Raw genomic sequence first — 18,273 nt, 5'->3', positions numbered from 1 at the left:
ATGAAACATGTCCCGAATTTACCCAATTAATATTAAGATATTATTAATTTATCGATCTCCGTTCCATTCGCTATAAAATTGTTGCAGAAATGACTCCATGTGTTGGTGCCTGCCCAGAGCGATTTTCTTGGCAGTCGAAGTGTTCATTTTATCTTTTAGCAACAACAGTTTTTCATAGAAATGGTTGATGGTTGGAGCCGTTGTGTTTTTATAGGCTTCCTTGCTTTGGTTTTCCAGAGCGGGGATTTCAGGATTATAGATTTCCCTGTTTTTATAACCGCCATAGTTAAAAGCACGAGCGATGCCTATGGCACCGATCGCATCGAGGCGGTCTGCGTCCTGAACGATTTCCAGTTCCTTGGAGTGAAAACTGACTTCGCCTAAAGATGCTTTATAGGACATGTTCAAAATAATATTTTGTACATGTTCGATGGCTATATCGTCGACTTCAATGGATTTCAAGAATTCGCCAGCTACCCTAGGACCGATGCTTTCATCCCCATTGTGGAATTTACTGTCTGCAATATCATGCAACAGGGCAGTCAATTCGCATACAAAGGCATCTGCTTCCTCTTCTTTCAGGATCAGTTTGGTATTGTTCCAGACGCGGAGGATATGCCACCAATCGTGGCCAGACTCCGCATCTTTCAGTTTATCTTCGACAAAAGCAGCTGTCTTTAGAATGAGCTGTTCTTGCTTATCTGTCTTTTGAGCCATCGTACAATTCGTATTGCAATAATCTACAGTCTAGTTTACCATTGAAAAACTCGAATCTTCTGGAAGCTTTCAAGCCAATTTTCTTGGCCAGGTCTGGATTTCCAGTGAAGATATAGCCACGGTATCCTTTGCAACTCTGTTTCATGAAATCGCCGATTCGGGAATAGGTGATCTCCAGTTTGCTATGTACACCTAGGCGCTCGCCATATTCAGGGTTGAACATGATGACACCATCGCCTTCAGGAATAGTAGTTTCTGCAAAATCACAGGTTTCAAATTCGATCAGATGTTCCACACCAGCGGTACGGGCATTGAGTCTGGCAATTTCAACTGCATCGGCAGAGATATCAGATGCAATAATATGGGGAAGGTTAGTCTTGTCGGTGATATCCTTTAATATACGGCGTTCCTCGAAGAAGACCTCCTCATTGTATCCGATGAAGTGCATAAAGGAATAGTTCATGCGTTGCAAACCAGGTTTACGGTTTTGGCACATTAGGGCAGCTTCGATAGCTAAGGTACCTGAACCACACATCGGGTTTACGAATGGGGTTTTGCCATCCCATTGGGTTGCCATAATGGTTGCAGTCGCCAAAGCCTCCAACATTGGAGCTTTCCCAGGATGTTTTCTATAGCCGTGCTTAGCCAAGGTTTCCCCAGAAGTATCCAAGAAGATTTCAGCGCGGTCTTCCATCCAATGCAGGTGGATAACTGCACGATTTAGGTCTGGACCTGAATTCGGGCGCATCCCTTTTTTATCTTTGATACGGTCTACGATGGCATCCTTGACCTTTACGTTTGCAAAGAGCGGTGTGGTAATGGTCTCGTTGTGGACATGGGATGTTACCGAAAAGTATCCATCGATCGGGATCAAATCTTCCCATGGAATAGTCACTAATTGTTTATAAAGTTCGTCTGCATTATGGGCTCTAAATGATTTTAATTCATAGAGAACCTGACTCGCAATACGTAAGTTTAAGTTTAACTTGATGCATTCATTTACAGAGGCTTGTAGCTCTACACCGGTGTTGAATGCACGTTTGATATCAAATCCCAATTCACGGATTTCCTGTTCCAAATAAGGGGACAACCTACGGTTGCAAGTAACGATTACCTTATTCTGTTTGTTGAAAACTTCTGCCATATTTGTGCAAAGTTACTTATTCTCTTAGCAAAAAATGTTTAATTTTACGGTTTAATAAATAAGTTATGGAAATAAGAGGAAAAGTACATGAGATAGGGGCGACGCAACAAGTAACAGAGTCTTTCAAGAAGAGAGATTTGATCGTTGCCTATGCTGAAAACCCACAGTTTGTAGAGTACATTCGTTTTGAGTCGACACAGGACCGCGTCAACATATTTGATAACCTAGCTGTTGGTGATGAAGTTGAAGTATCTTTCAATCTACGTGGTCGTCCTTGGACGAATAAGGATGGAGTGACAACTTATTTTAACTCCCTAGTAGCATGGAGAGTCACTAAAGTAGCGAATACCGCTCAAGCAGCTCCAGCACCAGGTTACGCAGACATGCCACCGGTAGATATATCTGCAAATTCATCAGATGATGATGATTTGCCATTCTAAGGTTTACAGATAAAACAAAGAAGGGGTTTCAATAAAGAAACCCCTTCTTTGTTTTAGATATGAGATGTGAGATATGAGACTTGAGATATCAACCGGGATATTAAATGGCTATATCATTTGTTGAAAATATCTCTTTTTTCCCCAACCCATAGTACGTGAAATTTCTCATATCTCACATCTCATATCTCATATCTCCTTCCCATTCTCATCATACAGCCCTATCAACAGGCTATTTCCGTTTTCGTCGATTTTTAGACCGCCATATTTGGCTTTTTCGTAGCGTTGGCCAGTTCCTTCTTCGAAGAAATAGGATTCTGCGCCAATATTGAGCAGCCAAGATTTAGGTCGGGTGTATTCGATCAGGAATTCGCCTGGGTTCAGGGGTTCTCTGTTAGGCTGGCAACGGATGCTTTTTCCTACTTGGTTGTTGTCAACTTTTAAGACAACGTAGCCGCGCTTAGGGATGCTATCTATGACGAAGTTATCCTGTATCTCGTAGGCCAGTCGCATGTAATCGCCCTGCATCAGGGACCTTGGATCAACGGGCGCCAATTCCAAAAGGACCAGCTTTCCATTTTTGAGGATATCTTCTTTTTGTCGGATGCTGTAATTGAAATAGATCAATAAAGCGATCAGATTAGTGACTATGATAATAATGCTAAGCTTTTTCATGTGAAATTGATTTTTTGAAGATCATAAGGTACAACAGCAGGAAAAATACGCCAGAGACAAACATGGCAATGGATTTTTTCAATAAACTGATGTCAAGATCGTAGTAAAACATTCCGATGAAATAAATAAAAGCAATAATGCCTAGGGCAAATCCGGTTTTGTAATTGACCTTGAAGCTTACTAACAACAGTAATAAGGATCCGGAAATTGCAGGACTCATAGCCGTAAACCCTAAACATATCAGGACGACTAAGGAAATAAAGATTTTCTTGCCAATTTCTTCGCAAAGGAATCGATTGAGCAAGCAGTTAATGAGCCAAAGCGTCATAGCGATCAATACGCCGGAAGTTGCCCAATCAATAATCCAAGCGTTTGGCATATAGTTCGGACGACTGCAATAATAAAGACAGATCAAATAAGAAAAAACCAAGCCTGTGCGGATTGCCAAATAACGCTTTCCTTGAATTGCCTTTCGTTTCATCAATTTACCTTCGTTGAAAGTGAAATAAATGAAAAGGATGGCGACTAGGACCAAAAGGGCATTGTTTAATTCTGGGACCTCTTTGTAGCTAAAGTAGGCTAAAAAAGTACCTGTAGAAATGAGGATAGCACAAAATGTCAGAATATAGCTCCTGCTGATGGTAATCGTGAGGATTGCAAGTGCTTGGTAGACGAATAATGGCACATCTGTGTAGCCGTCGAATTTACTATAGCCCATTCCAAACAGAATAAAGCTGAGTAGATAGATGCAGACAGATAAGGTGTCGAATAGGACACGGTCATATTTTTTGTTGATCCAGATGGCAGCAATAAAGAATATTCCAGATAGGATAAACAGCGGGATGTGATTGGAAGAGAAGTTGGCCAATTCCAAAAACAGTAAAAATGCACCTGTAGCTAGGATGCCTCCAATAACGGACAGGACCTTGATGGTCATGGATTGGCTATGCCTATCTTTAAGCAAGTCCCTGTTTATTGCGGCTTGGTCTATGTTTAGTTCTCTTCCAATCGTGCCTTGTACTTTTAGAAGAGCTTCTTGGGTTTGATTATTTTCCATGATTCCTCCTTTGCATTTTTATAAGGTTCCAGATAACGAGGCTGACGGTGACAATGAGATATACTGAAATCAATAGATACATCTGCATGCCATCGTAAATCTTCAACAGTACGGATGCGAAAATGATAATGCAGCTGAAGGGTATTAATCCCATATAGAAGGGATTGTTCTTTTTATTCCCATACCAAAGACCTAAGCCATAAAATAGGAGAGTTGCTCCAAGAATTACTGGCATGTCATAGTATCGGTTCTCCATAATCCAATAGATGTTGCTATAGATGGACCAGACTGCAGCTGTTAATCCTAGGATATTGTTGAAATAGGCAGGAATTTCCCCTTTTTTCTTTTCGTTGATCCAGATGCAGACTAAAAGAAAGGCTGCGTTTAAGACAAACAGGCCTGATGACAGGTAAATAAAATCCCAATACCTAGCCACCTGTTCGTAGTAGAGGAATATGCTGAGGTTAACGAGGCCTAAATACATAAGCCAGAGTGGCGGGAATTTGGATACCCATACCCAAAGGCTAATGAAAATGGTCCATGCAAGGAAAAAGTCATAGGCATTGGCCCCCGTTTGGTAAACCTGCCCGAAGACGGCAAACATCACTCCGACTAGGAGGGAAGCAGCGGTTAAGATGATATCCTTGAACAGTTTGTTGGTTTTGAGGGTCAGGCTCAGGCTGGTCGTGATAATGACTAAGCCTTGTACGATCCCCAGTTTGACGAATTTATCGAGGTCTTCCCAATTGTAGGCGAAGAAAAAGACAATTCCGGCGGCCATGAAGCCGACTCCCAATGCCAATAGGACGATCTGTGTAAACCGTGCCCAGGCGTCTTGTTTGGGGTATATATATTCTTCCAGAGACTGTTGGAGTTCGTTTTCCTTGATGTCGGAATGAACGGAGAGCAGCTCTAGGTCTTTTCTTTCTAGATCTTTCATGCGAAATCTATTAAGTTTCTAACGTGAAAATAACAATTAGTGTAAAAATCCCTGCAGGCCAATTGCTCGACACTGCAGGGCAACCGCTAAGTTATATGTTTTCTTCTTTAAATAATTTAGCGTCACGGGTGTTTTTCTGAACAGCAATGGCTGAGAAAACACTCAGGATAAACGACATGGCGTAAAACCCCTTTTCACTTAAGAATAGATCGGCATTCCAAAGGCCAATGATCAATAAAATAATAGAGGCCAAGGTGGCAAACCAACTGATGCCGTAATATAGTTCGGTCACTGCAAGACCTTCTGCGCGGTCCCGAACGCTTTTTTGAACGGATATGACGGCGAATAGTCCGAAAAGCAGGATGACAAGGTAGTAGCCTTTTTCATTGAGTTCCATCGTTGCATTCCATAGTCCGATGCAGTAACCGAAGATGCCAGTTAACATGGCGATCCATGAGGCCCCTACAAAGGCTGCCGTTGGTTTGAAAGACTTTCTGTTTTCGTCTGTGTGTTTTAATGGAGTTAACATCTCCTCAGTTTTGTTATTTAGCGGTTCCATTTTTTTTTGTTTTTATGATTAATACTGACCCAAAGGTCGGGTTCAAACTTTGCCTGTGAAACCAAATAATTGTTGTTAACTGATGATATATAATGTAAATTTATGTTGTGTTTTAATAAAAATGTTTGTACATGGATTCTCTTAATGAGTTGATAAAATTGTTGAATAATCAAGATAAAAGTGATTTTAAGAGTTATTTGACAAAGAAAAATAAAAGGAATGATGTGAAGAATATCAAATTGTTCAATTTGATAGAAACTGACGATATAAAATCAATAGAAAGCCTTTATAAAAATTCTAAAAACAGGGATGCATACCATGCCTTGCGGAAAAGATTGCACGATAGCCTGCTTGTGTTCCTCTCACAAAGAACCTTTGAAAACAGTACCGATGAATCTTATGATATCCTTCGGAATTTTGTTGTGGCGAGGTATCTGCTTGAGAACAACCTGGAAAAGATCGGTTTCAGGTCATTGGAGAAGGCTGAAAGATTGGCGGTTGCGCAGGAGCAGTTTAGTTTATTGAATGAGATCCTGTTGTTAAAGCTACAATATTCGCATCTAGATGCTGCAGTTAATCTGGATGAGCTGACAGAAAAGTTTCGGATCAACCAGAACCATATGCAGCGGGAGGCGAAGTTGCGTTTGGCCTATGCTGCACTGAGGAAAGAATTGAATGAAATCCATTTGAAAGCCAAGGTGATCAATTTGACGGAGTTGATCGAGAAGACCATCAAGCAATATCAGATCAATATGTTGGATCTGATGAATTATAAATCACTTTATCAAATTTTATTTATTGCCAATGAATATGCCGCCATCAATCAGAACTATAGTTTGGTGGAAAGGTATTTGGTAAAGAGCCATCGGTTCATTGAAAGCCAAAAGATGAATCAACCTTCCCAGGTTTTTTATCATTTACATATTCTTTACTATTTGGCTAATTTTAATTTAAGGAACAGGTCTTTTGAAGAAAGCCTGAAATACCTAAAGCAGTTGGATGATTTATCAGAACAGCATAAACAGTATAGGGCGTTGCTATGGAACAGAAAACAGTTGCTCTATGCATTGAACTATTTTTTTTCTGGTAGGGCAGCGGAAGCGGCTATTGTTATTGATGATACATTAGATAATTTGGGGAAACAAAGTGCGCAGGCTGACATCGATGACCTGATATTAAGTAAAACGATGTTCTTGGGTCAGTTGAATGACCTTAAGGCTATAAGGATCCTGTCAAAATTGACACATACTGACGCTTGGTATGAAAAGAAGTTAGGGATGCTGTGGAGTATCCGTAAGAACTTGATGGAAATATTATTGCATGCACAGTTTGAGAATATTGAATTGGCCATGTCAAGGTTGAGGAGTTTCAAGCGGAGGTATAAGCAATATCTACTTCAGGTGAAAGAGTCTCGGGTATTGGATTTTCTAGGCTTGGTCGAGAAATATTTGATGAAACCTGATCTGGTCTTTCAACAAAGTTTCCAGGAAACTGTTTATTCTATGCTGGACTTGGATGAAAACAAGGACATTTTTAATCTGAGTTTCATTTCTTGGTTAATTTCTCGTTGGGAAAAACGAAAACCATACGACATCACGTTAACACTGATAGAAAACCTTGAGGGGAATTCACCGACAAAAATGACGTAATGGCAGGTGATTTACCGCCAATTACCTAATACTATGGCTGATTGCTATCATTGGAATAAGAATTGGTGTATTTTTACAAATAATATTTAAATTTAAAGAATGGGTTGGGCAACGAAAAAAAGTAGACCTTGGGAGATTAGACAGCTGGTATGGACCTTTTTATCCATCCTGATGTTTCTTCCTTTGCCAATACACGTGCATCCTTTGGTGATGATGTCGCAGGCAAAGAAAGCTAAGGTGCGTTCTTGGATGTTTACCGCTTGGCTGCTGTTGGCAGTCGAGATTGGACTCCTTGTTTCCTTCGTTATGTTTTTTGGGACGCTAAGCCAGGCAATGTTATTGACATTGGGAGGATCGGTATTGTCTTATGTAGTTGGAAATGGCCTGCTGCTGAATCAAGCGAAGCCATACTTACAGAGACTTGAACTGTCCGAAGTCCGTGACCTGTATTGGATTTCTAGTATGGGTTCTCAAAAACGTCTTGAAATATCCGCGCCAACTATAGATACACCTCAATTTTTTGTAGAAAGACTATTGCACTGGCGAAAAGAAATAGATAATAATAACATCCATAAGGATATCGACAAGATATTGCGGTTATTTCAATTGTTGGAGAAAAAGGATAAGCGGGAAGCAGAGAAGTTTTTGGTTCGACACTCCACCATCGTGAATGTGCTGATGCAATATGATGAATTGGAAAACGCAAGATTGAACAATACAGTGACCTATGAGTCCAAGAAGAAGCTGGAAGAGGTGATACGCCAAGCTGCGGTCGCTGTAGAAGAAGAAGTAACAAATCAATTTAAAATGGGAATGTTAGATGTGTCGGCTGAAACCGATGTATATATTCAGACCTTAAAAAGTAGAAACCTTTTAAAAGAATAATATGGCAAATTTAGATTTGACACATCTGGACGATGATCAAAACCAGAATAAGCCCTCAGAGGTGAAAGTGAATTTCTCAGAAGAGGAAAAACAATTGATTAAGCAATATAAAGACAAGATTAATTTGACCTCTACTACGGACATCATTCAGTTTGGGGTAGGTACGCAAAGTAATGTGAGCAACTTCTCGAACGAGATCTTGAAACAAGTCCGTACAAAAGATTTAGGAGGTGCCGAGGATATTTTGGTCAACCTACGTTCTGAAATCCGTGAGTTTGATGAAAGGGTTAATAAAAAACCTTTATTGCCATTCTTTGATAATCTCAAAAAGAAAATCGGGAGAATGCGTACTGAGTATGCTTCCGTGGAAAAGAACATCCATTCCATTGAACTGAAGTTAGAAGGACATTATAAAAACTTAGCGAAGGATGTCAATATCTTCGATAAGCTATTTGTCCAAAATCAACAGTATTTCAAGGACCTTTCTCTGCATATCCAAGCAGGGGAAGAAAAACTAAATGAAGTCCTGACCACGACTTTGCCTGCTCTGAAAGCTGAAGCTGAAGCAACTGGCGATCAGCATAAGGTGCAAGAGTATAAAGACATGGAACAACATGTTGTGCGTTTTGAACGTAAGGTCCATGATCTGAAACTTACCCGTATGGTGGTGCTACAAACGGCTCCGCAGATTAGGATGATTCAGAGCAACAGTAGTTCCTTGATGGAAAAGATTCAATCAAGTATCGTCAATACACTACCTTTGTGGAAGAACCAAATGGTCCTTACACTAGGTATTGCCCATGCACAAAGTGCCTTAGAGGCACAAAGAGCAGTTACTGATGCTACAAATGAATTGCTGAAGAGAAACTCTGAAATGTTGAAAGAAGCAACCATCAATGTTGCCAAAGAAACAGAAAGAGGAATCATTGATATGGATACCATTAAGAAAGCTAATACCGATATCATCACTACCATCGAAGAGGTATTGCGAATTCAGCGTGAAGGTCGTGAGAAACGTAAGGTAGCAGAAGGGGAATTATTGATTGCGGAAACTGAACTTAAGAACCATATCTTAAAGTCTTCTGATGATAACAGGTTGATCAATTAAGATTTAATAGATAAAAGAAAAAGCCAAGGTAATCCTTGGCTTTTTCTTTTATCTATAATTCCCAACGTTTCTTGGGAACACAGGTAATATCGGCTGTTTTTCTCAATATGATAGGCCGGCTATCAAATTTATTTTCCAATACCAAACTATCCTTGCTTTTGGACTTTATCAAGTACCTCGGTACATAAGGACCTTGCTTGTAGCAGCCAGAAATCTTCTGTTTACCGTTTTCTTTGGTGTATACCCCTTCAACGATCATGCTGTCAGCACGGACAGAGTACACTGCTTTGGCGTATTCAGTCCATTTGCCATCTTTATAGCAACTATCAGGGATGCTCTTGACATCGTTCTTGACATGCATAATGGTATAGACCGAATCGCAAGTGAATCTAAACTCATGTAAGGTATAATTCAGCATCTCTTCTTGTCCAGGGATACTGTCCTGCACCCATACACCTTGCAGATAATCTTCACCTTCGCCTTGCATATCAGAATGCCTTTGGCAACTCGAGAAAATAAAAAGCATACCTATCACAATCGATAGGTATGCTTTTAATTGAGAATATGTTTTATTCTGTTTATTCACTATGTTATTTTAAGCTACCTACCATCTCTTCAGGTTTAACCCACTCGTCAAATTCCTCAGCAGTTACATAACCTAATTTGATAGCTGTTTCTTTCAAGGTAGAATTGTTTTTATGAGCTGTTTGAGCAATCTCAGCAGCTTTATAGTAACCGATCTTGGTGTTCAAGGCAGTAACCAACATCAATGAGTTGTCTACTAATTGTTTGATACGATCGTAGTTTGGTTCAATACCGATTGCACAGTGTTCTTCGAAAGACACACAAGCATCACCGATCAATCTAGCAGACTGTAAGAAGTTTGCAGCCATAACTGGTTTGAACACGTTCAATTCGTAATGTCCTTGAGTACCACCAATGGTAATAGCAACATCATTACCCATCACCTGAGCGGCCACCATTGTCAATGCTTCACATTGAGTTGGGTTTACTTTTCCTGGCATGATAGAAGATCCTGGTTCATTCTCAGGGATCAAGATCTCTCCGATTCCTGAACGAGGGCCAGAAGCCAACATACGGATATCATTTGCGATCTTATTCAATGAAACGGCCAATTGCTTCAATGCTCCGTGCGTTTCCACGATTGCATCATGAGCAGCTAATGCTTCAAATTTATTTTCAGCAGTCACAAATGGCAATCCTGTAAACTGAGCGATATATTTTGCTACCAATACGTCATATCCTTTTGGCGTATTTAATCCGGTACCTACAGCTGTACCCCCCAAAGCTAATTCAGATAGGTGAGCTAAGGTGTTTTTAACCGCTTTGATTCCGTAGTTCAATTGCGCAACATATCCAGAAAGTTCTTGACCTAAAGTAAGAGGAGTCGCATCCATTAAGTGTGTGCGGCCGATTTTTACAACGTTCATGAACTCTTCAGATTTTTTCTTCAAGGTATCTCGTAATTTCTCAACACCTGGAATAGTCACTTCCACAACAGCTTTGTAGGCAGCGATGTGCATTCCTGTTGGGAATGTATCATTTGAAGATTGTGATTTATTTACATCGTCATTAGCTTTCAACACAGGGTCACCTTCACCAATTTTTCCACCAGCTAATACCTGAGCACGGTTAGCAACTACTTCATTTACATTCATGTTGGATTGAGTTCCCGAACCTGTTTGCCAGATTACCAAAGGGAATTGATCATCAAGCTTACCGGCAAGGATTTCATCACATACTGCAGCGATAGCATCACGTTTTTCTTGCGGTAATACTCCTAATTCACAGTTTGCATAAGCAGCTGCTTTTTTCAAGTAAGCAAATCCTTCGATGATTTCATGTGGCATAGAAGCTGCCGGTCCGATTTTAAAGTTGTTTCTAGAACGTTCAGTTTGTGCACCCCAGTATTTGTCCGCTGGAACCTGAACTTCACCCATGGTGTCTTTTTCTATTCTGAATGACATAATTACAATGTTTTGATAGGCAAATCTAAGGAAAAATAGAGAATTAAGCTAAAATAAGCCAGCCTATTACCCTATATTTTAGGATAACCGCTTCTGTATATGTTCCTCGATATGATGATATACCTGTTTAGGTTTTAAGGTCCGCCAAGGAAAGTTGTTGAGGTATTCTCCGAAATTGATATAGTAGTCGATATGGTTATCCATAAACTCTTTGATCACATGCTCCCTGAAGTCGATTCCAGCGATCCATCCATCTTCGATATCATTGAACCATTCCTCATAATAGGAATCATCCGAAGCATGGAAGTTCAGGATGTTTTCACCGATCAGGATAAACTTGTTGATGCCCTCTTCGATCAATAGGTCGATCAATTCCCTTTTCAGGACCATGATATCGTTGTAAATAGCATCGTTCCATTCGCCAATAAACTCAATGATGCAGTATCCTTTATCATAATCAGTAAAAAGGATCTTCAGGTAAAGCGTCTGGGAACCAAAATAATCCCATTGCGGATGAAGTAGGTAATTATAGATTCTTTTATCGTATTCAAACTCGCTATAAACAGTCCCAAAAAATGGACTACGTTCATCTTCTGAGGCTATATAATAGTCTCGCCAGTTGTAATATGGTTCCAATTCGTGCATCTGACTGTAAAATTATTGAAAATTGCGGAGATATTATGTTCCAAGGTCCTTTTTGGACTGTTAATTGTTATAAAATAATTATTATAAATTTCTTTTAAACAATTGGTTATTCATTAATTTTGCGGACCAGACCGTAAATGCAAAAAGGTAGAAAACGAAATATTTTTGTTGCAGCAACTTATGCCGCCACCCTGCTATTGGGATTGATACTTGGCCAGAATTATTCTGATCAGCAAGGATTCAATACCGGCGGATCCTTAGTGCCTATTGGTCTCTCTGATAATTCCTATAAGATCCAACAGGTCGTAGACCTGATTTCCAATCGTTATGTCGATAGCATCAATATGGATTCCGTCCAAAACGGAGCCATTAACCATATTATCTCTCACTTAGACCCGTATTCCACCTTTCTGACACCGAATGAATCCAAGAACCAGAGCGAAGTCCTGGAAGGGACCTTCGAAGGAATAGGTATGGAGTATTTCAGTCTGAATGATACCTTATTGGTCGTAGGTGTTATTACCAATGGTCCTGCGGACAAAGGTGGTTTCAAAGTAGGGGATCGGATCCTAAAGATTGGTAAACGTGATGTTGCCGGTACCTTGGTCAGCAAGGATGAGGTTGAAAAGTTAATGCGCGGGAAGCGTGGTTCTGTTGTTTCCATGGTAATCGAGCGCGATTCCATAAAAATGCCTGGTCCACTGAAGGCCATCCGTGACCAGATCAATGTCAGCTCGCTGGATGTCGCTTATATGATAAAACCGACCATTGGCTTTATCCGTATCCGCAGGTTTTCCCTAAAGACAGCAGAAGAATTTAAAAACGCAGTTATTGACCTTAAAAAACAAGGCGCAAAAAGCCTGATCCTTGACCTACGTGATAATGGAGGCGGATATTTCCATATTGCCATTAAAATGGCCAGCGAATTCTTCCCCGACCAACGTTTGATGGTCTATACCGAAGGAGCCCATGAAGATCGACTGGATTATCTCTCAGAAGGAAATGGAAGCTACAGCCAAGGTAAACTGGTGCTGTTGGTCAATGAACGTACGGCTTCTGCCAGCGAAGTGGTATCTGGAGCGGTACAGGATTGGGACCGTGGAACCATTATCGGAAGAAGGACATATGGTAAAGCTACGGTACAGGAACTTTTCGATTTCTCCGATGGATCTACCATCAACCTCAGCATTGCGAGGTACTACACGCCATTAGGCCGGAGCATTCAACGGAAATACAGTCCTAATTGGACGATCATGAACGACTATGTCAATATGTACAAAGGCTTATGGTCTTTGGATACCACATATGCCCATGCCCAGGCCTATCAAACTAAATTAGGCAAAAAGCTCTTCAGTGGTGGCGGTATTGTGCCAGACGTCATTATCCCAGTCGATTCAAATGAGGTCAGCTTATTGTACAAGGATCTGGTGCAATCCAGCTTGATCGAACAGTTTGTTTACAGTCGGTTCACCAAGAAATTGCCAGCCTACTCCATTGAAAATTTCTTGCAAGGATATAACCTGCCAGATTCCGAATACAATAGCTTTATCAAGTTCCTTACAGAAAGAGGCTGGAATATTTCAGCAAGCAAACAAAGGGACCTTCACGATCTGATCCAAAGTGATATTGAAGCTTTATTGGGTAGGTATTATTTTGGAAGAGAGGCCTATTACAAGGTCAAAAACCGATATGATGCCTTTGTAGAGTCTGCATTGGGACAAATAGAAGGGAATACAACCTAGTTTATCCTGAGGTCTGCATAGATAGGGTAGTGGTCTGATAACTTCTTCTTGACCACCTTGTAATTATTGACCGTAAAGTTATTCTCACAAAAGATATAATCAATTTGCAGGATGGGCAATAACTCAAAATGGGTAACTCCCCAGCCATTTCCCTTTTCCTGAAAAGCATTCTTCATATCCTTGCCAATCAAGTTGACAGAATAGGACATTGGCGTATCATTGAAATCTCCCATGACGATCTTAGGGAATTTGGTCTCTTGCATATGGTCATATAGGGACTCTGCCTGGTCGCTGCGCTGCTCAAAAGCCCATTTCAACTTCCTGCCTACCTGCTTGGTCTTGGTTTCTTCCGTACCATCGCCAGTCTTAGGATTCTGGATGAATTCTTTATCCTCATTTTGCAGGCCAAACGAACGTAGGTGCACATTGTAAACACGCACAGTATCCTTATTCTTGACGATATCGACATAGATTACACGGTTGATCCCATATTCATTTTTCTTGATCAGACCCGAGTTGATGATCGGGAATTTAGAAAAGATAACCTGTCCGTAAGCGTTGTATTCGTTCTGTTGGGAAGGGGCGAAGTAATAACTGTCGAAGTTGATCTTTGACTTGATCTTTTCACTGAACCTTTTGTTCCCTTTGATGGTGCTGCTGAACTCCTGCAAACATAAAACATCGGGATTCACCTCCTTGATAACCTCCGTGAACTCATCTTTTGCCGGTTTATCTGTTTTCTCAACCGGTTCCAGCATATGCACATTGTAGGTCATTACACGAAGGGAGGAGTCATTCTTTACCACAGGGTCAGGAGAGTTGAACGTGACATGTTTGGTCATCAGGTTCCAGCCGATCAGGATGGCAATCAGGGAAAATAGGGAATACTTCGGTTTGCGAAGGATCCAGTAGAAAATAAACCCTAGATTGATCAATAAGATGGGTAAATATCCCAAGCCAAGGAATGATATTGGCCAGAAGGATTTAGGGTTGATGATGGAGGCAGAATAACATAAAAAAAGGGCAGCTATGGCAGCCAGATTGGCCAGCATAACGGTCTTGCTAAAGAAACCTAAATTCTTTTTTTTAATCAACATTATTCTTGCTCTTCTCTACTTACCCTGAACAGTATTTCTTTTTCCCGTGAAGATAGACTTTCATAACCATTTTGAGAAATTTTATCCAAAATTTCATCTATTACTTCCTGGTTAGGTAAATCGCCTTTATAGCTTTTATAGGTTGGAGTTTTTTTAACGGTATGTAGCACGCGAAGTTTCTTTTTTGGTTGGTACAAAAATAATTTACTGAAGTCCCTACCTGCCTGCAGTTGGTACATAAATGTGATTCCCCATAGAATGGCCAATGGAAATGCCGCAGCCGCCGCACGGTTCGCAAATACGTAGAACAAGAACTGCAAGGCCAAAAAAACGATTGCTATGGTCCGGAATTTCACGATTCCAAACAGGAATAACCTGATCTCCATCTTCGGGGTCAGGACCAATAGGCTAGCTACAATGGCAGCAAGTCCCATGGAATTTGAAAATAGATATGGGATTGGCCCTTTTGCAAGGAAATCAATTTCAGACAGCGCGAGGAAGCTAATTCCAGAAATGGCAAAAGCACCCACAAAGACCGTCATTAACTGTCTTTTGTTCAGGAAATTCAAAAATGTACTTCCCATCCAATATAACCATAGACAGTCAAATACGATATTGAACAGTCCAATGTATACAAATGGAAAGGTCACTAAAGTCCATGGCTTCTGGATAAATGCTGCAAAGCTATTGGGCAAAGTCAGGTTACTGATCAACCAATCGTACAATGGAAATTTAATGACACCCAAGTCAACCAGTAAGTCGGCAATATGAATCAGGATAAACACAAATATCTGAACGGAGATGATATAGGGGATAGGAGAACCTGTTTGGTAGGTTGTCCTAAAGAACATCTTTATGCCGTTTTCCTTTTTCATATCTTAGGATACAATCTTAATAATAATTTGTTCTTCTGATGCCCCAGATTTTTAGAAGGATAAATCCAAATAATGCTCCACCGACGTGGGCTAAGTGCGCAATTGAACCGCCCGAATTTGAAAAACCTAAAAAGATCTCGATAACGATCAAGATAGGAATGAAGTATTTTGCTTTGATTGGGATAGGCAAGAAGATCAACATTATTTCCGCATTAGGGAATAGATAACCATAAGCCAGTAATAATCCGTAGATCGCTCCAGAAGCACCAACCAATGGCGTCCCATAAATGGAAAGTAAGGTGCCCAATTGATCCTGGCTTATCGGCAGATTGGTCGAAACCATTCCGGTAGTGAAGTTAAAGTTCAGGAATTGTGAAGCCCTAACCGTACCTGCGATATTGTAAACCTCAATGGCTTGGATCCCATATTGCAACACCAATGCGCCCAATCCGCAGATCAGATAGTAATTCAAGAATTTTTTAGGGCCTAATATTCGCTCAATTACACCGCCAAACATAACCAAGGCAAACATATTGAAAAATATATGTGCAAAGCCTCCATGCATGAACATGTAGGTGATGACTTGCCAAATCTTAAAGAATGGGGAGTCAGGATAAAATACTCCAAAGAAATTCGTGGCATGGCTGAAAATCATGGATCCAATAAAACAGATGATATTGATGATCAATAGATTTTTAGTCACTGTAGGTAAATTGCCGAATAGGTTATTCATATAATAATTTCAAAATTAAATATTCCTGCCAAAGCGTTCTGCCAGCTCCTGCAAGGTGTATGTGATGATGACGGGCTTCCCAGAAAGCGAAATATTCGGAGATTCACAGGCAAACAGTTTGTCAATCAATTCTGCCATGCCTTCGTTCTCCAGTTTTGTCCCCGGTTTGATGGCGGCATTTTTAGCCAAGCTCTTTGCTAGCCTTTCTCTTTTGTTTAGGCGTAAATCACTCTGGTTTTTGAAATCCTCCAATAGTTTTTCAATAATCTGCCCTTCATTAATGTTTTCTAAATCCGCAGGAATTCCATCTACAATATACGTAGTTTTCCCGAATGGTCGCAACTGAAATCCCAATGCATGGATTTCCGGCAAAATTTCCTGAACTAAAGCAAAATCAGCCGAATTCAACTCAATGGTCTGTGGAAACAGACTTTGCTGACTCGATCCTTGATTGTGCTGCAATTGCTGCTGAAACTGTTCAAACAGGATGCGCTCATGTGCTGCCTGCTGGTCGATCAGCATAAATCCAGAATGGATTTGCGATACTATATAACGATTGTGCAATTGAAAAAATTGCTTCTTCGGCTGGTCAGAAGGCTGAATTATTTCGGCCTCAGATTTCAGTTCGGTATCCTCCGGCAATAGACTTAATTGCTCTGTTTCTTCCGTTTCCGTAATTTCATAAAGGCTGTCCCAATTCTGTGGGATGCTGGACTTTCTTTCAATCTGCTCTGGATAGGTATACCTTCTCGGTTGCTTCGGCATCCCATCATCAAAAGGATTGAAATTAGGATTGAAATTGATGGTAGGTACCTGGATCTCATCCAATGGTTTTGGCGTGATCAGCTCATTAAAGCCAGTCTCCTGCTCGAAATCCAAGGATGGAGCGATGTTATAACGCCCGATGCTACGCTTTACCGCAGACCGCAGAATGGCATAGATCGCCTTCTCATCTTCATACTTGATTTCCGTTTTGGTAGGGTGCACGTTAATGTCGATTTTCGAAGGATCGATATCAATGAACAGCACATATAAAGGGAAAGTATCAGCGGGCAAGATCTCTTCATAGGCATTCAGCACCGCATGGTTTAGGTAAGGGTCCTTGATATAGCGGTTATTGACAAAAAAGAACTGCTCGCCACGTGTTTTCTTAGCAAACTCCGGCTTCCCTATAAATCCTTTGATGTTCAGGATGCTGGTCGTTTCTTCAACTGGAACCAGTCGCTGATTATAGTTGTTGCCGAAAAGGTGAACGATCCTTTGTTTCAGGGTTTCCTTAGGTAAATGGAACATTTCATTGCCATCACTGTGGAAAGTGAAGAAAATATCAGGATGTGCTAGTGCAACACGTTGAAACTCGTCTATGATATGCCTTAATTCAACAGAATTGCTCTTCAGGAAATTTCTTCTTGCAGGAATATTGTAGAATAGGTTTTTTACCGAGATGCTGGTCCCTGCTGGAGCCTGATCGGGGAATTGTTGGATCACCTCCGAGCCTTCAATTTCTATCACTGTACCAAGCTCATCTTCAATGCGTCTGCTCTTAAGTTCCACGTGGGCGATGGCCGCAATCGAAGCCATTGCCTCCCCACGGAAGCCCATCGTCCGGATCGCGAAAAGATCTTCAGCTTTTCGGATTTTCGAAGTTGCATGACGTTCAAAACAAAGACGCGCATCCGTTACACTCATTCCACAGCCATTGTCGATCACCTGGATCAATGACTTGCCCGCATCCTTAATAATAAGTTTTATATGATCTGCTCCTGCATCAATAGCATTCTCCAATAGTTCCTTGATCGCTGAGGCTGGTCGCTGAACAACTTCACCCGCTGCGATTTGGTTTGCTACTGAATCTGGAAGCAATTGAATAATATCCGACATAATCTACAAAGGTACAAAAATGACACCAATCGTTCGGGTTTTCAGGCCTTCTCTTTCAGCTAAATTTTGTCAATTTTTGGATCTTTCTTGAGCAACTTAAAAATCGAATTCTAACCTATTGGAAATAAGGCCGAAAGATGC

At 40.8% G+C, this 18,273-nt stretch carries 18 protein-coding genes; 5 read left to right on the top strand and 13 right to left on the bottom strand.

The features are described from left to right. Window positions 1–48: 48 nt before the first annotated feature. Both NMK93_RS16750 and NMK93_RS16745 read right to left on the bottom strand, forming a co-directional pair. The gene (locus tag NMK93_RS16750; RefSeq protein ID WP_254529079.1) at window positions 49–717 is read right to left on the bottom strand and encodes an HD domain-containing protein; all 669 of its coding nucleotides are present in this window, start codon (window positions 715–717) and stop codon (window positions 49–51) included. Then, window positions 698–1,861, bottom strand: a complete 1,164-nt coding sequence (locus NMK93_RS16745) for a class I SAM-dependent RNA methyltransferase (RefSeq protein ID WP_093101489.1) — start codon at window positions 1,859–1,861, stop codon at window positions 698–700. Before NMK93_RS16745 ends, NMK93_RS16750 begins: the two co-directional genes overlap by 20 nt. A gap of 65 nt (window positions 1,862–1,926) precedes the next feature. On the opposite strand from NMK93_RS16745, the gene NMK93_RS16740 reads away from it, so the two are divergent. Continuing rightward, complete coding sequence (locus NMK93_RS16740) at window positions 1,927–2,301, top strand: DUF3127 domain-containing protein (protein WP_093101488.1); 375 nt, start codon at window positions 1,927–1,929, stop codon at window positions 2,299–2,301. Between the two features lie 186 nt (window positions 2,302–2,487). On the opposite strand, the gene NMK93_RS16735 is transcribed toward NMK93_RS16740, so the two are convergent. From NMK93_RS16735 to yiaA, 4 genes are all read right to left on the bottom strand, one after another. Continuing rightward, the gene (locus NMK93_RS16735) at window positions 2,488–2,973 is read right to left on the bottom strand and encodes a GDYXXLXY domain-containing protein (RefSeq protein WP_254529080.1); all 486 of its coding nucleotides are present in this window, start codon (window positions 2,971–2,973) and stop codon (window positions 2,488–2,490) included. Next, entirely contained in the window at window positions 2,960–4,030 is a 1,071-nt protein-coding gene (locus tag NMK93_RS16730; protein WP_254529081.1) for a DUF4401 domain-containing protein, read from the bottom strand. The genes NMK93_RS16735 and NMK93_RS16730 overlap by 14 nt, the downstream gene beginning before the upstream one ends. Further along, window positions 4,020–4,970, bottom strand: a complete 951-nt coding sequence (locus NMK93_RS16725) for a DUF2157 domain-containing protein (protein ID WP_254529083.1) — start codon at window positions 4,968–4,970, stop codon at window positions 4,020–4,022. Before NMK93_RS16725 ends, NMK93_RS16730 begins: the two co-directional genes overlap by 11 nt. 91 nt (window positions 4,971–5,061) lie before the next feature. Next, complete coding sequence (gene yiaA, locus NMK93_RS16720) at window positions 5,062–5,529, bottom strand: inner membrane protein YiaA (RefSeq protein WP_254529085.1); 468 nt, start codon at window positions 5,527–5,529, stop codon at window positions 5,062–5,064. 131 nt (window positions 5,530–5,660) lie between these two features. Here yiaA and NMK93_RS16715 point away from each other — a divergent pair, with 131 nt between their 5' ends. The 3 genes from NMK93_RS16715 (at window position 5,661) to NMK93_RS16705 (ending at window position 9,171) form a co-directional block, all read left to right on the top strand. Further along, window positions 5,661–7,178, top strand: coding sequence for a hypothetical protein (locus NMK93_RS16715; RefSeq protein WP_254529087.1), 1,518 nt, complete (start codon window positions 5,661–5,663; stop codon window positions 7,176–7,178). 99 nt (window positions 7,179–7,277) lie between these two features. Beyond that, window positions 7,278–8,063, top strand: coding sequence for a hypothetical protein (locus NMK93_RS16710; RefSeq protein ID WP_185217309.1), 786 nt, complete (start codon window positions 7,278–7,280; stop codon window positions 8,061–8,063). 1 nt (window position 8,064) lies between these two features. Then, complete coding sequence (locus NMK93_RS16705) at window positions 8,065–9,171, top strand: toxic anion resistance protein (RefSeq protein ID WP_185213983.1); 1,107 nt, start codon at window positions 8,065–8,067, stop codon at window positions 9,169–9,171. Window positions 9,172–9,223: 52 nt separating this feature from the next. On the opposite strand, the gene NMK93_RS16700 is transcribed toward NMK93_RS16705, so the two are convergent. From NMK93_RS16700 to NMK93_RS16690, 3 genes are all read right to left on the bottom strand, one after another. Next, window positions 9,224–9,757 (bottom strand): fumarate hydratase, encoded by a 534-nt coding sequence (locus NMK93_RS16700; protein WP_254529089.1) that lies wholly within the window; start codon window positions 9,755–9,757, stop codon window positions 9,224–9,226. A gap of 4 nt (window positions 9,758–9,761) precedes the next feature. Continuing rightward, entirely contained in the window at window positions 9,762–11,159 is a 1,398-nt protein-coding gene (gene fumC / locus NMK93_RS16695) for a class II fumarate hydratase (protein WP_185213984.1), read from the bottom strand. Window positions 11,160–11,237: 78 nt separating this feature from the next. Further along, a complete protein-coding gene (locus NMK93_RS16690) occupies window positions 11,238–11,804 on the bottom strand; it encodes a hypothetical protein (RefSeq protein WP_254529091.1) in 567 nt (188 codons plus the stop codon). A gap of 137 nt (window positions 11,805–11,941) precedes the next feature. Between NMK93_RS16690 and NMK93_RS16685 the strand changes: the two genes are divergently transcribed. After that, window positions 11,942–13,546: a S41 family peptidase gene (locus NMK93_RS16685; protein WP_254529093.1), complete on the top strand. Its 1,605-nt coding sequence runs from the start codon at window positions 11,942–11,944 to the stop codon at window positions 13,544–13,546. Here NMK93_RS16685 and NMK93_RS16680 read toward each other — a convergent pair. The 4 genes from NMK93_RS16680 to mutL are packed head-to-tail and all read right to left on the bottom strand — an operon-like array spanning window position 13,543 to window position 18,132. After that, window positions 13,543–14,643, bottom strand: a complete 1,101-nt coding sequence (locus NMK93_RS16680) for an endonuclease/exonuclease/phosphatase family protein (RefSeq protein WP_185213987.1) — start codon at window positions 14,641–14,643, stop codon at window positions 13,543–13,545. The genes NMK93_RS16685 and NMK93_RS16680 overlap by 4 nt on opposite strands. Further along, complete coding sequence (locus NMK93_RS16675; protein WP_185213988.1) at window positions 14,643–15,518, bottom strand: rhomboid family intramembrane serine protease; 876 nt, start codon at window positions 15,516–15,518, stop codon at window positions 14,643–14,645. Before NMK93_RS16675 ends, NMK93_RS16680 begins: the two co-directional genes overlap by 1 nt. Window positions 15,519–15,534: 16 nt before the next feature. Beyond that, window positions 15,535–16,251 carry a rhomboid family intramembrane serine protease gene (locus NMK93_RS16670; RefSeq protein WP_185213989.1) on the bottom strand — a complete coding sequence of 239 codons (717 nt, stop codon included), beginning with the start codon at window positions 16,249–16,251 and terminating at the stop codon, window positions 15,535–15,537. 15 nt (window positions 16,252–16,266) lie between these two features. Further along, on the bottom strand, window positions 16,267–18,132 hold the full coding sequence (gene mutL / locus NMK93_RS16665; RefSeq protein WP_185217305.1) for a DNA mismatch repair endonuclease MutL: 1,866 nt from the start codon (window positions 18,130–18,132) through the stop codon (window positions 16,267–16,269). Window positions 18,133–18,273: the final 141 nt, after the last annotated feature.

It is taken from the genome of Sphingobacterium sp. LZ7M1 (assembly GCF_024296865.1).
Lineage (GTDB): Bacteria > Bacteroidota > Bacteroidia > Sphingobacteriales > Sphingobacteriaceae > Sphingobacterium.
Note: the sequence above shows the minus strand (reverse complement) of the source record. Positions and strands in the feature narration are given on the sequence as shown.

Coding starts and splice junctions, on each gene's coding strand:
- NMK93_RS16750 (WP_254529079.1), bottom strand. CDS start 717: ATGGCTCAAAAGACAGATAAGCAAGAACAGCTCATTCTAAAGACAGCT.
- NMK93_RS16745 (WP_093101489.1), bottom strand. CDS start 1,861: ATGGCAGAAGTTTTCAACAAACAGAATAAGGTAATCGTTACTTGCAAC.
- NMK93_RS16740 (WP_093101488.1), top strand. CDS start 1,927: ATGGAAATAAGAGGAAAAGTACATGAGATAGGGGCGACGCAACAAGTA.
- NMK93_RS16735 (WP_254529080.1), bottom strand. CDS start 2,973: ATGAAAAAGCTTAGCATTATTATCATAGTCACTAATCTGATCGCTTTA.
- NMK93_RS16730 (WP_254529081.1), bottom strand. CDS start 4,030: ATGGAAAATAATCAAACCCAAGAAGCTCTTCTAAAAGTACAAGGCACG.
- NMK93_RS16725 (WP_254529083.1), bottom strand. CDS start 4,970: ATGAAAGATCTAGAAAGAAAAGACCTAGAGCTGCTCTCCGTTCATTCC.
- yiaA (WP_254529085.1), bottom strand. CDS start 5,529: ATGGAACCGCTAAATAACAAAACTGAGGAGATGTTAACTCCATTAAAA.
- NMK93_RS16715 (WP_254529087.1), top strand. CDS start 5,661: ATGGATTCTCTTAATGAGTTGATAAAATTGTTGAATAATCAAGATAAA.
- NMK93_RS16710 (WP_185217309.1), top strand. CDS start 7,278: ATGGGTTGGGCAACGAAAAAAAGTAGACCTTGGGAGATTAGACAGCTG.
- NMK93_RS16705 (WP_185213983.1), top strand. CDS start 8,065: ATGGCAAATTTAGATTTGACACATCTGGACGATGATCAAAACCAGAAT.
- fumC (WP_185213984.1), bottom strand. CDS start 11,159: ATGTCATTCAGAATAGAAAAAGACACCATGGGTGAAGTTCAGGTTCCA.
- NMK93_RS16690 (WP_254529091.1), bottom strand. CDS start 11,804: ATGCACGAATTGGAACCATATTACAACTGGCGAGACTATTATATAGCC.
- NMK93_RS16685 (WP_254529093.1), top strand. CDS start 11,942: ATGCAAAAAGGTAGAAAACGAAATATTTTTGTTGCAGCAACTTATGCC.
- NMK93_RS16680 (WP_185213987.1), bottom strand. CDS start 14,643: ATGTTGATTAAAAAAAAGAATTTAGGTTTCTTTAGCAAGACCGTTATG.
- NMK93_RS16675 (WP_185213988.1), bottom strand. CDS start 15,518: ATGAAAAAGGAAAACGGCATAAAGATGTTCTTTAGGACAACCTACCAA.
- NMK93_RS16670 (WP_185213989.1), bottom strand. CDS start 16,251: ATGAATAACCTATTCGGCAATTTACCTACAGTGACTAAAAATCTATTG.
- mutL (WP_185217305.1), bottom strand. CDS start 18,132: ATGTCGGATATTATTCAATTGCTTCCAGATTCAGTAGCAAACCAAATC.